The organism is Paraburkholderia sp. DHOC27, assembly GCF_003429005.1.
GTDB lineage: Bacteria > Pseudomonadota > Gammaproteobacteria > Burkholderiales > Burkholderiaceae > Paraburkholderia.
The window spans coordinates 1,343,764-1,356,692 of the sequence record NZ_QVQV01000001.1 but is presented as its reverse complement, the minus strand read 5'-3'; the positions used below and the strand labels follow the sequence as shown (position 1 = coordinate 1,356,692).

11 protein-coding genes are annotated in these 12,929 nt (G+C 62.9%); 3 read left to right on the top strand and 8 right to left on the bottom strand.

The annotated features are described in order from the left end of the window. Positions 1 to 146 precede the first annotated feature (146 nt). Positions 147 to 683 (bottom strand): dihydroneopterin aldolase, encoded by a 537-nt coding sequence (locus D0B32_RS05960; RefSeq protein ID WP_117332714.1) that lies wholly within the window; start codon positions 681 to 683, stop codon positions 147 to 149. Between the two features lie 566 nt (positions 684 to 1,249). Between D0B32_RS05960 and D0B32_RS05955 the strand changes: the two genes are divergently transcribed. The 3 genes from D0B32_RS05955 to D0B32_RS05945 all read left to right on the top strand — a co-directional run bounded on the left by D0B32_RS05955 (position 1,250) and on the right by D0B32_RS05945 (position 5,412). Further along, positions 1,250 to 3,343, top strand: a complete 2,094-nt coding sequence (locus tag D0B32_RS05955; protein ID WP_117332713.1) for a sigma-54-dependent Fis family transcriptional regulator — start codon at positions 1,250 to 1,252, stop codon at positions 3,341 to 3,343. Then, entirely contained in the window at positions 3,340 to 3,918 is a 579-nt protein-coding gene (locus D0B32_RS05950; RefSeq protein WP_117332712.1) for a flavoprotein, read from the top strand. The genes D0B32_RS05955 and D0B32_RS05950 overlap by 4 nt, the downstream gene beginning before the upstream one ends. Positions 3,919 to 4,032: 114 nt before the next feature. After that, positions 4,033 to 5,412, top strand: coding sequence for a DUF6513 domain-containing protein (locus tag D0B32_RS05945; protein ID WP_117332711.1), 1,380 nt, complete (start codon positions 4,033 to 4,035; stop codon positions 5,410 to 5,412). A 22-nt stretch (positions 5,413 to 5,434) separates the two neighbouring features. Here D0B32_RS05945 and rpe read toward each other — a convergent pair whose 3' ends face one another. From rpe to D0B32_RS05910, 7 genes are all read right to left on the bottom strand, one after another. Continuing rightward, complete coding sequence (rpe, locus tag D0B32_RS05940) at positions 5,435 to 6,154, bottom strand: ribulose-phosphate 3-epimerase (protein ID WP_117332710.1); 720 nt, start codon at positions 6,152 to 6,154, stop codon at positions 5,435 to 5,437. A gap of 44 nt (positions 6,155 to 6,198) precedes the next feature. Beyond that, positions 6,199 to 7,236 (bottom strand): class II fructose-bisphosphate aldolase, encoded by a 1,038-nt coding sequence (gene fba, locus D0B32_RS05935; RefSeq protein ID WP_117332709.1) that lies wholly within the window; start codon positions 7,234 to 7,236, stop codon positions 6,199 to 6,201. 47 nt (positions 7,237 to 7,283) lie between these two features. Then, complete coding sequence (locus tag D0B32_RS05930) at positions 7,284 to 8,156, bottom strand: phosphoribulokinase (protein ID WP_117332708.1); 873 nt, start codon at positions 8,154 to 8,156, stop codon at positions 7,284 to 7,286. A gap of 78 nt (positions 8,157 to 8,234) precedes the next feature. Continuing rightward, on the bottom strand, positions 8,235 to 9,362 hold the full coding sequence (locus D0B32_RS05925) for a class 1 fructose-bisphosphatase (protein ID WP_117332707.1): 1,128 nt from the start codon (positions 9,360 to 9,362) through the stop codon (positions 8,235 to 8,237). A 28-nt stretch (positions 9,363 to 9,390) separates the two neighbouring features. Beyond that, positions 9,391 to 10,416, bottom strand: a complete 1,026-nt coding sequence (gene cbbX, locus D0B32_RS05920; protein WP_181969725.1) for a CbbX protein — start codon at positions 10,414 to 10,416, stop codon at positions 9,391 to 9,393. Positions 10,417 to 10,487: 71 nt separating this feature from the next. Continuing rightward, positions 10,488 to 10,916 (bottom strand): ribulose bisphosphate carboxylase small subunit, encoded by a 429-nt coding sequence (locus D0B32_RS05915; RefSeq protein ID WP_117332706.1) that lies wholly within the window; start codon positions 10,914 to 10,916, stop codon positions 10,488 to 10,490. A 136-nt stretch (positions 10,917 to 11,052) separates the two neighbouring features. After that, a complete protein-coding gene (locus D0B32_RS05910) occupies positions 11,053 to 12,546 on the bottom strand; it encodes a form I ribulose bisphosphate carboxylase large subunit (protein WP_117332705.1) in 1,494 nt (497 codons plus the stop codon). Positions 12,547 to 12,929 lie beyond the last annotated feature (383 nt).

Here is a 12,929-nt window from a genome sequence, read left to right as displayed (position 1 = left end):
CCTGCTTGATGGCTGCTTGACGAGCGGCTGACGAGGCCTTGTTAGGGGCAAGTTGAGTGGCCAGATGCGCGCCAGGATTCGCGCCCAAAAGAGCGGGGCTCGGCCCGCTTGACCGGCGCGGTCCGCCCCGATCATCAGCCCGATCGTCAGCCCGGGATCATCCCCGCCCCGAGCGACGCGTAACCCGCGAGTCCCGCCGTGGCCTGCGGGACGTCACCGCGTTGCCGCTCGATCTGCACGCCCACCGCCGACACATCGTCGAACTTCGCAGGCTTGGCAAGCGCCACCCGCACCCAATGCGCGCCGAACTCCGTGATGAGCAAACGCGCCACCGCCTCCGCGAGGGCTTCGAGCAGACGCACACCGTGCGACGCAAGCAACGCATGCAATGCGCTGCGCACCGCTGCGTAGTCGATGGTGTCTTCGATGCGATCGGTCGTGCACGCACGAATCGCCGGCACGCCGATGGCGAGATTCATCCGCACCGGTTGCGGATCATGCAGTTCGCTGCTGTCGATGCCGATGATGGTCTGGCCGACAAAGTTCTCGATGAACACCACGTCCATCCGCACGGACCGCATGCCGGCAGACGGCGCGTCGAACGGCGCAGCGGTGCCCGCGCCGTCGGCCTCGGTACTGGCAGCGGAAAAACGGGCGAGGCGAACAGCGTCGATACGATCCATGATGAACTCCGCCGCAGTGCGGCAAATAATTAGCTAAACCAGTAGCGAATGAAAGCCAAGCAAAGAAAGCCAACCAAAACCAGGTGAATGACTAATGCGTCACGAATAAAAAAGGCCAGTGAATTAACCAGCGCACGCAAAGACATGCAAACGCGGCATTCGGGTAAACGCAAAGCGGACAGCCTGCAATCGCACGCGAAACTACACTCCGGCGGGCCGGCACAGCCGGCGCAAACAAGCGGCACAGTCTGCGCCAAACCCGGCACACGCTGTTCGCTGCTTCAGGCAAATAAAATTCGAAACGGCGTGGGTGACATAAAAGCAAAAATCGGGCGCAGCCAGTAGGGTTATTGCGACTACTTATTGAACCTGGGCGACATCCGGCGTAGAGTTTTAAGCCACTGCCTGATATAAGGGTGGTCACTCGGTGCGCATACGGACCCAGAAACCGCGGCGCCAGGGGAAGACCCTATCGAAAAAGCGACACTCGTACGGGCATGGTCGAGCAAAGCACCCAATGCAATGCGAACCGGCTGGCGCGAACTGCCGCAACGGAGACAAACCCCATGTCGTTGCTCACTGACAGCTCTTTGCACGTCCGTGAAGTTCTGAACGTCGTCAATCATCAATTGGCGACTCGCCCGACCAGCGAGCCCGTAGCGCAATCGTGGGCACGCTGCATGAACGAATTCCAGCTCGACCCGTCCCGTTTCGTCGCTCCGCCGGTCCTGACGGACTACGAACTAAGTGCGCGTCGCGAAGCCATGGGCGACCTGATTGCGTGCTCGAAGCTCGAAATGACCACGCTGTATCAGCAGCTCGCCGACCCCGAACTCGCGGTAGTGCTGGTCGACGCCGGCGGCATGATCGTCCATCAGGTATCGTCCGTGCCGTTTGCCGAAGCGGTCGCCGCCGATGGCTTTCGCGTGGGCGCCCTGTGGAGCGAGCGCGAAGCCGGCACCAACGGCATGGGAACGTGCCTCGCCGAACGCGACTGCATCGCCGTGTGCCAGCACGAGCATTTCTATCCACGCTATACGTCGCTCACCTGCTCCGCCGCGCCGATCTTCGACGACAGCGGCGAAATTGCCGGCGTACTGGATGTGACGAGCCGCTCCAAGCTGCTGCAACAGCATTCGCTGGTGCTGGTCGGCATGTCGCGGCAGATGATCGAAAACCGCCTGCTGGATGCGCGTTACCGGCACGCGAACATGATCCACTTTCATAGCCGCCCGGAATTCGTCGGCACCCTGCACGGCGGCAAACTCGCGGTGGCCGACGACAGCACCGTGCTCGCCGCGAATCGCAGCGCCCTCTTTCAGCTCGGCTTTCGCAGCCTGAGCGAATTGCGCGGACGGCGCATCGAGGAAGCCTTCAACGCGTCGCTCGAAGACATGATCGCGCGCAGCATTCGCGGCTCGTTCCATCCGGTCACGGTGTACAGCACCAACGCGACCAACCGCTTCTTCCTCGTTGCGCAGACGCCGCAAAACAGCGCGGAACGCGGCACCCGTATCGCCGTGAGCGCACCCGCGCCGCGCGCCGCGGTTGCCGAAAAACGACCGGCACCGGCGCGGCTCGACCAGATCGCGCATCTGGAGTTCGGCGATCCACGTATGGCCTCGCAGATCCAGCTTGCCGCACGCGTCGTGCAGCGCAAGATTCCGATCGTGCTCCGCGGACAAACGGGCACCGGCAAGGAAGTGTTCGCGCAGGCCCTGCACAGCATCAGCCCGCATGCGTCCGGTCCGTTCGTGCCGGTGAATTGCGCGTCCCTGCCGGAAAACCTGATCGAGAGCGAACTGTTCGGTTATCGCGCGGGCGCCTTCACCGGCGCGCAGCGCGAAGGACGGCGCGGCAAGATCGTGCAGGCCAACAGCGGCACGCTGTTTCTCGACGAAATCGGCGACATGCCGCTCGCCTTGCAGGCGCGTCTGCTGCGCGTGATCGAGGAACACGAGGTCACGCCGCTCGGCGCGGAAACCACCATCAAGGTCGACTTTCAGCTCATCAGCGCGAGTCACCGCAATCTGCTCGAACTCGTGCATAGCGGACAGTTCCGCGAGGATCTGTACTATCGCCTGAAGGGCGTCGAACTGAATCTGCCGCCGCTCAGCGAACGGGTGGACAAGCTCGCGCTGATTCATCATCTGCTCGAAAACGAAACCAATAACGACCCGCCCGATCTGAGCGCCGAGGCCGAGCACGCGCTGCTCACGTACGCGTGGCCCGGCAATATTCGCCAGTTGCGCCACGTATTGCAGATGGCCGTCGCGCTTTGCGATGGCCAACCTATTCGCTGCGAGCATCTGCCCATCGAAATTACCCAGCGCAGCCCGGAGAGCAGTGCCACCGCCGCCCTGCGTGCAGCGGTGCTCGATCTCGATCCGCATCCCGCGGACGAAGCGGACCTCTCCGCGCTCAATGCGATCCAGTTGAACGAACGCGGCACCGTGCTCACGTTGCTCGACGAACATCGCTGGAACGTCAGCAACGTGGCGAAGGCGCTCGGCATCAGCCGCAATACGCTTTACCGCAAGATGCGCCGGCTGCACATCCGTCTTTCACACGACGGCAGCGCGCTCGACGGCGAGCCTTCCGACGAGATGTCGTCCAACGATTCGCCTAACGAAACATCGCCGCCCATCACGCACGCATGACCCAGGCGCCTGCCCGTCGTCTCGAGGATTTCAAGCCCGATGCGCGCTTTGCGTGGTGCGTGACGGGCTCGGGTCATCTGCTCGACGAGTGCGTCGCGCTCGCGCTCGAGATTCCGCGCGTCGACCTGTTCCTCTCCGCCGCTGCCGAAGAAGTCCTGCCGCTGTACGGTTGGCCGTTGCCGAAGCTGCGCAAACACTTCCGCGTGTTGCGCGACAACAGCGCGAGCGGCGTGCCGGTCGGCATGCTCTATCACGGCATGTATCACACGGTGGTGATTGCGCCGGCCACCAGCAACACGGTGGCGAAATGCGCGTTCGGCATCTCCGATACGCTGCCCACCAATATGTATGCGCAGGCCGGCAAGCAATGCATCCCAGGCATTGTCTTTGCATGCGACACGGAGCCGACCGTGGTCACGCAAAGTCCGAACGAATGGGTCGAACTGCGGCCGCGCGCCATTGAACTCGAGAACGTCGAGCGGCTCGCGCGCTTCGAATACACGACACTGGTGCGCTCGCTGGATGAACTCAAGGCCGCGCTCGGTGAGCGGCTGGCGACGCTGCCCGTGCCATGAGACGGTGGTTCTGCTTGTTTCGATCGTTGCGCTGCCTCGGTTCGTTGTTTTAATGGTGTTCCTTAAGTTCGTCGCGCACGTTGCGCGCGTTGCAGCCGCTGCCTGCGTACTGACATGGACCATATCGTCTTCCTGACTGGCCGGCTCGCCGAAAAGAACCTGATCCGCGTGCTCGAAGGCATGGCGCCCACGCCCTTCAGTTGGGAAATCCGCGAGATCGGCCTGCAGGTGGCGGCATTGATGACCGCCGACATGATTCGCCGCCGCGTGCCCGCGCCGCTCGCGGCACAACGCGTGATCGTGCCGGGCCGCTGCCGTGGCGATCTCGACGCGCTTTCCGAACACTACGGCGCGCGTTTCGAACGCGGTCCGGAAGAGGTGAAGGATCTGCCGCAATTCTTCGGCCGCGAGACGCAGCCCTTCGATCTGTCGCGCTACGAGACCGAGATTTTTGCCGAGATCGTCGACGCGCCGCGCCTCGATCTCGACGGCATCGCGAGGCGTGCGCGCGAGTATGTGGCGCAGGGCGCCGATGTGATCGACATTGGCTGTTTGCCCGAAACACCGTTTCCGCACCTCGAAGATGCGGTGCGCCGGTTGAAGGCCGAAGGCTTTCGCGTGAGTGTCGATTCGATGCGCAGCGAAGAACTGCTGCGTGGCGGCCAGGCGGGTGCCGACTATCTGATGAGCCTGAATCTCGATACGCTGTGGATCGCCGATGAAGTGCCCGCCACGCCGATCCTGGTGGCGCGCGAACCGGGCGACCCCGCCTCGCTCGACGCCGCGATCGACACGCTCGTTGCACGTGGCCGCGCATTTCTCGCCGACCCGATCCTCGATCCGATTCCGTTCGGGCTTGCCGCATCCGTCGCACGCTATGTGCGTCTGCGCGAACGCTATCCGTCCATCGGCATCATGATGGGCGTTGGCAATGTGACCGAGCTGACCGAGGCCGACACCAGCGGCATCAACGCGGTGTTGCTCGGCATGGCCGCGGAGTTGCGCGTGAATGCGGTGCTGACCACCTCGGTCAGTCTGCATGCACGGCGTGCGATTCGCGAAGCCGATGTCGCACGCCGCGTGATGCACGCCGCCCGCGAGGCGCATGTCCTGCCGAAGGGCATCAATGGCGATCTTGCTACGGTGCATGTGAAGCGTCCGTTTCCGTATAGCGCGGCCGAAATCGACGACGTGGCGCGCGGCGTGCGCGACCCGAACTTTCGCGTTCAGGTGAGCGCCGAGGGCATCCACGTCTATAACCGTGACGGTCACCAGGTGGCGGGCGATCCGTTCGCGCTCTACCCGCAACTGCATCTCGAAGCCGATGGCGGCCATGCGTTCTATATGGGCGTGCAACTCGCACGCGCGGAGATTGCGTGGAAGCTCGGCAAGCGCTTCGATCAGGATCAGCCGCTCGATTGGGGTTGCGCGGCTGACCGGCCGGAACAGGATCTGATGGTGTGGTGCGCGCCGGGCGAGACCAAGAAGCGGTGAAAGGCGAACGCGGCATACGTCTTCAGCGCATCAGATCCAGCGCTGCAGTGAGTTCCGTGGCTTCCCCTACCTGTTCAAGCTCGTCGCGCATGGCCCTGATCGCCAGCGCGTAATCCTGCGCACCGAATACCGCGGAGCCCGCCACGAACACGTCCGCACCTGCCTGCGCAATCTGCGCGATGTTCGACGCCTTCACGCCGCCGTCCACTTCGATCTGCAACGGGCGGCCCGTGCGCTCCACCGTTGCGTCGACCCATTCGCGCAAGGTTCGCAGTTTGTCCAGCGTCTCCGGAATGAACGCCTGGCCGCCGAAGCCCGGATTGACCGACATCACGAGTATCACGTCGAGCCGTTCGATGACGTGGTCGAGCACCGAGAGCGGCGTGGCCGGATTGAGCGCGAGTCCCACCCGTGCGCCGCTCTTCTTGATGAGTTCGATGGTGCGATGCACGTGCAACGAGGCCTCGGGATGAAAGCTGATGGTGTTCGCGCCCGCCTCCGCAAAGCTCGTCACCAGCGCATCGACGGGCATGGTCATCAGATGCACGTCGATCGGCACGGACGTGTGCGGCCGGATCGCGGCGCACACGAGCGGGCCGACCGTGAGGTTGGGCACGTAGTGATTGTCCATCACGTCCAGGTGAATCCAGTCCGCGCCCGCCGCGGTGACGTCGCGAATCTCGTCAGCAAGACGAGCGAAATCTGCCGACAGCAGCGAAGGGGCAATCAGGAAGTCGCGCATGGGCGTCTCCTCGTGAACAGGTTGATGGCGTGCCGATGCAGAGCCTAGTGATAACGGTGGGCCATTGCATCGAGCGGCAGCGGTTTGATGCGTGCGGCCTGTCCGGCGCAACCGAAAGCTTCGAAGCGTTCAACGCACAGCGCGCTGGCCGCCGCCGTGGCCGCTTTCAACGCGGCGCGCGGATCGAATTCGGAGCGCGCGCTTGCCAGCGACTTGCGCATCGCGCCGCTCATGGCGAGGCGGATATCGGTGTCGATATTCACCTTGCGCACGCCATGCCTGATGCCGCGTTGTATCTCTTCGACGGGCACGCCGTAGGTGGTGGGAATCTCGCCGCCATATTCGCGGATCACCGCGAGCCACTCCTGCGGCACCGACGACGAACCGTGCATGACGAGATGCGTATTCGGAATACGCGCGTGAATCTCGACGATGCGGTCGATGGCGAGGATATCGCCGGTGGGCTGACGGCTGAATTTATACGCGCCGTGCGAGGTGCCGATCGCAATGGCGAGCGCATCCACGCCGGTTGCCTCGACGAAAATCTGCGCCTCGCGCGGATCGGTGAGCAGGTCGTCGCGCGTGAGCTGTCCTTGCGCGCCGACGCCGTCCTCCTCGCCCGCCGTACCCGTTTCGAGCGACCCGAGGCATCCCAGTTCACCTTCCACGGACACGCCCACGGCGTGCGCCGCATCCACCACGCGACGGCTCACGTCGACGTTGTACTCGTAGGCCGCCGGCGTTTTCTGGTCCGGCAGCAACGAGCCGTCCATCATCACCGACGTAAAGCCCGAACGGATGGCCTGCTGGCACACCGCCGGGCTCGCGCCATGATCCTGATGCAAGACGAGAGGGATATCCGGATGCGCTTCGAGTGCCGCCAGCACGAGGTGACGCAGATACGGCTCGCCCGCATATTTGCGCGCGCCCGCCGAGGCCTGCAGGATCACCGGACTGGCGGTGGCTTCCGCGGCCCGCATGATGGCCTGGATCTGCTCCATGTTGTTGACGTTGAACGCGGGCACGCCGTAGTCGTGCTCGGCCGCGTGATCCAGCAATTGCCGCAAGGCGATGAAGGCCATGACACACTCCTCGAAGTCGAAACGAATCGGGTCATCAGCGCAGCGCTTCAGGCGCGCGCACGCCGGTCGATCAGTTGCAGGATCATCGGCGTGAAAATCAGTTGCATGGCGAGGCCCATCTTGCCGCCTGGCACGACGATCACATTCGGGCGCGACATGAACGAATCGTGCAGCATGGTCAGCAGATACTGGAAGTCGATCCCCTTCGGCCGCGCAAAGCGGATCACCACGAAGCTCTCGTCCGGCTGCGGGATTTCGCGAGCCGTAAACGGGTTCGAGGTATCCACGGTCGGCACGCGCTGGAAGTTCACGTGCGTGCGCGAGAACTGCGGGCAGATGTAGTTCACGTAGTCCGGCATGCGCCGCAGGATCGTATCCACCACCGCCTCATGCGAATAGCCGCGCATGTTCTGGTCGCGATGCAGCTTCTGGATCCATTCGAGGTTGATGATCGGCACGACGCCGATCAACAGATCGGCGTGGCGCGCAATGTCGATGCTGTCCGTCACGGCCGCGCCATGCAGGCCTTCGTAGAACATCAGGTCGGTGTCCGGCGTTACGTCCTCCCACGGCGTGAAGGTGCCGGCATCCTGCTTGTAGAGGCGCGTCTCGCCTTCATCGTGCACGTAGTGACGCAACCGGCCAGTGCCGTTTTCCGCGTAACGCGCAAACAGCGTTTCGAGTTCTTCCAGCAAGTTGGCTTGCGGACCGAAATGGCTGAAGTTGGTGATGCCGTCGCGCTCATGCTGTTTCATCGCCTCGCGCATGCCGTTGCGGTCGTAGCGGTGAAAGGCGTCGCCCTCCACGATCTGCGCCTTGATTTTTTCGCGCCGGAAAATATGGGTAAAACTCTTCATCACGGTCGTGGTGCCGGCGCCGCTCGAACCGGTCACCGCGATGATCGGGTGTTTGACTGACATGCGCTTGTCTCCGGATAAGATGTTCTGATCGGGCCATGACGCTGAAAGGTCATTGCGCTGCCAAGGCGCGCGGGCCGCTCAAGCCGTGAATCCAGGCAGAAACAGCGAACGCCGGCTAAACAGTGGCGACGTAAACGGCTGATCTTCGCCGCGGTCGTATTCGCCGTGATAGCGGCCAATGCGCTCCACCTCGTGCCTCGAACCGAGAATGACCGGCACCCGTCCGTGCAGCGAGCGAGGCATCACATCGAGAATGCGTTCGCGCCCGGTAATCGAAAGACCGCCCGCCTGTTCCACCAGAAAACTCATCGGATTGGCTTCGTATAGCAACCGCAACCGCCCTTCCATAGCCGGCGTCTTCGAGTCGCGCGGATACATGAAGACGCCGCCGCGCATCAGGATGCGATGTACTTCGGCCACCATCGAAGCGATCCAGCGCATGTTGAAATCATCGGCGCGGCAACCGCTGCGTCCGTCCTTGCATTCCTGCACATAGCGGCGCACCGGCGGTTCCCAGAAGCGTTCGTTCGATGCGTTGATCGCGAACTCGACGGTGTCCTCCGGAATGCGGATATTCGAATGCGTGAGCACGAAGTTGCCGATCTCACGATCCAGCGTGAAGCCATGCGTGCCGGTGCCGACGGAGAGCACCAGCATCGTCGACGGTCCATACACCGCGTAGCCGGCCGCGACCTGTTCACGGCCGGGCCGCAGAAACGCGGATTCACCAACCGCTTCATGCGCCTCGTCCGGATTGGCGTGGCTGCTGCCTTCCACGTTGCGCAGCACCGAAAAGATCGAGCCCACTACGCCGTTGATGTCGATATTCGACGACCCGTCCAGCGGATCGAAGGCCAGCAGATAGTCGCCGCGCGGGAAGCCCTGCGGAATCGCATACACGTGCTCCATTTCCTCGGACACCATCGCGGCAAGCAGGCCGTCCCATTCGCATTGCTGCACGAAAATCTCGTTGCTCGCGACATCGAACTTCTTCTGTTGCTCACCGTGTACGTTGATGCTTTGCGCGTTGCCGTAATGGCCGCCCAGCGCACCCTTGGTGAGCATCGAGGAGATTGCCTTGATAGCCGCTGCCACGTCGATCAGAAGCGCCGACAGGCCGGCGTTTTGTACCGTTCCCGCGGAACCAGGCTGGCGGTCGAGCGTGTCGATCAGAAACTTCGAGAGGGTCGTACGTCCGTCTTGCATGGCGATCTCCTGAGGGATTGGGATTCGTTCAGCCTGGTGGCGCCAGCACGGCACGCCTTGCGTGAGGGGACGTGGGCCCGCCGTCCGCGGTGGCGAGCGCTTCGGTGAACACGCGGCTCGCGCGCACATCGGCGGCGTCGATCAGCGTGAGCGCCGCGCCGTCGATGGGGGCGCCGCCCTGCATCGCCGTGGCAAACAGGCGATTGGCCTGGCGCAGCCGCGAGCGGTCGAGCGCGTTGCGCACCGAGCGGGCGTTGGCAAAATTCGGCTGGCGCGTGCGCAGCGCCAGATACTCCGCGAAGGCGCGCCGCGAGTCGGCATCGAAACGGTAATGCATCGTGGCGAGCATGCGCTCGGCAATGTCGAGCAGTTCCGCGCCGTCGTAATCGGGAAACGTGATGTGATGCGCGATTCGCGAACGAAACCCCGGATTGCTCTCGAAGAACACCTCCATGCGCGCCGCGTAGCCCGCCAGAATCACCACCAGATCGTCGCGCTGGTTCTCCATGGTTTGCAGCAGGATTTCAATGGACTCCTGACCATAATCGCGCTCGTTCTCCGGGCGGTACAGGTAGTAGGCTTCGTCGATGAAGAGCACGCCGCCCATCGCACGTTTCAACACCTCGCGCGTTTTCGGCGCGGTGTGGCCAATGTACTGGCCCACCAGATCGTCACGCGTCACCGAAACCAGGTGATTGCGGCGTATATAGCCAAGCCGGTGCAATACTTCGGCCATGCGTAACGCCACGGTGGTCTTGCCGGTGCCGGGATTGCCGGAGAAGCACATATGCAGGGTCGGCGCGCCGCCGGCGAAGCCGAGCGAAGCGCGGGCGCGCTCCACCAGCAGATGCGCCGCCACTTCGCGAATCCGCGTTTTGACCGGCGCGAGCCCGACCAGATCGCGGTCGAGTTCGGCGAGCACCTCGCCAATGCCGGAGTCGCGATAGAGCGCCGCCAGATCCACCTGCGGCGCAGGCGCGGCTTGCCCGTGCGCAGTTAGCGGCGGCGTATCAGCCGGTGGTGCATTCACGTCCATGACGACAGCTTCGCTCATGACCTCTTCCTCTCTCGCGCAGCGTTGCATCGAACTGCGAACTTCCAGCACGCCAAACGACGTGCCGCCGCTCAACGCGCGGGCGTATAGCGCTCGCCGGATGGCCGATCACCCGCGTAACTCGCGAGGCCGTAGCGCTGCACCCGTCCTGGGCCGTCCTGACGTGAGAGGCGAAAGCCCGGCTCCACGTCCGGACGATTGACGATGAACGACAGGCGCATCGTCTCGAAGCCGCGCACCGAGTCGAACGCGTTGACCTTGATGTAGTGCTGCGGCCACGTTGCGCGACACGCTTTCACTTCCTGCAACACGCCGGCCGCGTCGTGCAGATCGAACATCGGCAGACCCCACATCTCCCAATACGTGTTGCGTGGATGCGGGTCGTCGGTGTATTCGACCGAGCAGGCCCAGCCCTGGCGCAACGCATAGTCGATCTGCAGGCTGATCTCCTCGTCGGTCAATTCCGGCAAGAAGGAAAACGTCCCTTGAGTAATACGCATGACGTACCTCGTCGATAAATGCTGTGACCGAAACCCGCACAGGAAACAGCGAGAAAACCGGCACAACGAAATTCCGCGCAGTGCGACCGCACTGCCGCTCTTCCTGCCTTGAACGTCCTCAGAAGCCGCCCGCCCCTCACACCGCGGTGGGCGTTGCAGCGAAATCCGGCGTGTCGGTGGACGCGTAATTGAAGGTCACGTCCCGCCATGTATCGAGTGCCTGCTTGAGCGGAGTACACCAGCGCGCGGCGGCTTCGAGCACGTCCGGTCCCTCGTGCACGAGATCGCGGCCCTCATTGCGCGCTTTCACCATTGCTTCGAGTGCCACGCGATTGGCCACCGCGCCCGCCTGAATCCCCGCCGGATGGCCGATGGTGCCGCCGCCGAACTGCAGGATCGCGTCGTCGCCGAACAGGTCCAGCAGTTGATGCATCTGTCCCGCGTGGATGCCGCCCGAAGCCACCGGCATCACCTTGCGCAAACCCGCCCACGGTTGGTCGAAGAAAATGCCGCGTGACAGATCGACCTCGTTGCGCGCTTCGCGGCACACGTTGTAATAGCCCTGCACGGAGAGCGGATCGCCTTCGAGCTTGCCCACCGCCGTACCCGCATGCGCATGATCGACACCCGCCATGCGCAGCCACTTCGCGATCACGCGAAACGAAATGCCATGATTGCGTTGCCGCGTGTACGTGCCGTGCCCCGCGCGATGCAGATGCAGGATCATGTCGTTGCGGCGCGCCCAGCGTCCCATCGACTGGATCGCGGTCCAGCCGATCACCAGATCGATCATCACGATGCACGAACCCAGTTGCTTCGCGAATTCGGCGCGTTCATACATTTCCTCCATCGTGCCTGCCGTGACGTTCATGTAATGGCCCTTCACCTCGCCGGTCTCGGCCTGCGCGCGGCTCACCGCTTCCATCGCAAACAGAAAGCGGTCGCGCCAGTGCATGAACGCCTGCGAATTGATGTTCTCGTCGTCCTTCAGAAAATCGAGGCCGCCGCGCAAGCCCTCATACACCACGCGGCCATAGTTCTTGCCCGACAGGCCGAGTTTCGGCTTGACAGTGGCGCCGAGCAGCGGCCGTCCATATTTATCGAGGCGTTCGCGCTCGACCACGATGCCGGTGGGCGGCCCCTGGAAAGTCTTCAGATAAGCAACAGGTATGCGCATGTCTTCGAGACGCAGCGCCTTGACCGGTTTGAAGCCGAACACATTGCCGATGATCGACGCCGTGAGGTTCGCCACCGAACCCTCTTCGAACAGATCGAGTTCATAGGCGATGTAGGCGAAGTACTGCGGCTCGCTCGCGGACGGCACCGGCTCGACGCGGTACGCCTTGGCGCGGTACATGTCGCATGCGGTCAGGCGGTCGGTCCACACCACAGTCCAGGTGGCCGTGGACGATTCGCCCGCCACGGCCGCCGCTGCTTCTTCCGGCTCGACGCCCGGTTGTGGCGTGATGCGAAAGAGCGCGATGATGTCAGTGTCTTTCGGTGTGTAATCCGGCTGCCAGTAGCCCATCTCGCGATACTTCATGACGCCCGCGGCGTATCGTTCACGCGGGTTCGCCGCATCGCGCGGCTTGTGTATGGCGTCGATCACCGGTTGACTGAAATCGTTCATGACGTATCCTCGAATGTGAACGGGCGCGCTGAACAACGAAGCGCTTGGTTGCACTGTAGGCATGAACGCAGCCATTGAAAATTCACGATTTTATTTGGCAGACTTAATCGATCCTTTATCAATCCCTTCGCAGTCAAGAGAACGGCAAGCGGATGCGTACACTGGTAAACCACGAATCACGAAACGTGAAGCGAATTTTCCACACAGACACTTTCGTTCAGTGGAGAATGGGTTGTAGGGCAATCGTGAGCGACGTGTGACAGATAGCCGGAACCCGGCAGATACGCTTGACACACTTTGCTGCATTCCCGGAACACTGCCCGGCGCGGCTCATCGCGTCGCGCGAACCGTCTGCGCCAGCGCAATTCGGCAAACGCTGTATT

Coding starts and splice junctions, on each gene's coding strand:
- fba (WP_117332709.1), bottom strand. CDS start 7,236: ATGGCCTTCATCGCCTTGCGGCAATTGCTGGATCACGCGGCCGAGCAC.
- D0B32_RS05925 (WP_117332707.1), bottom strand. CDS start 9,362: ATGCAAGACGGACGTACGACCCTCTCGAAGTTTCTGATCGACACGCTC.
- D0B32_RS05915 (WP_117332706.1), bottom strand. CDS start 10,916: ATGCGTATTACTCAAGGGACGTTTTCCTTCTTGCCGGAATTGACCGAC.
- D0B32_RS05950 (WP_117332712.1), top strand. CDS start 3,340: ATGACCCAGGCGCCTGCCCGTCGTCTCGAGGATTTCAAGCCCGATGCG.
- D0B32_RS05930 (WP_117332708.1), bottom strand. CDS start 8,156: ATGTCAGTCAAACACCCGATCATCGCGGTGACCGGTTCGAGCGGCGCC.
- D0B32_RS05955 (WP_117332713.1), top strand. CDS start 1,250: ATGTCGTTGCTCACTGACAGCTCTTTGCACGTCCGTGAAGTTCTGAAC.
- D0B32_RS05910 (WP_117332705.1), bottom strand. CDS start 12,546: ATGAACGATTTCAGTCAACCGGTGATCGACGCCATACACAAGCCGCGC.
- rpe (WP_117332710.1), bottom strand. CDS start 6,154: ATGCGCGACTTCCTGATTGCCCCTTCGCTGCTGTCGGCAGATTTCGCT.
- cbbX (WP_181969725.1), bottom strand. CDS start 10,416: ATGAGCGAAGCTGTCGTCATGGACGTGAATGCACCACCGGCTGATACG.
- D0B32_RS05945 (WP_117332711.1), top strand. CDS start 4,033: ATGGACCATATCGTCTTCCTGACTGGCCGGCTCGCCGAAAAGAACCTG.
- D0B32_RS05960 (WP_117332714.1), bottom strand. CDS start 683: ATGGATCGTATCGACGCTGTTCGCCTCGCCCGTTTTTCCGCTGCCAGT.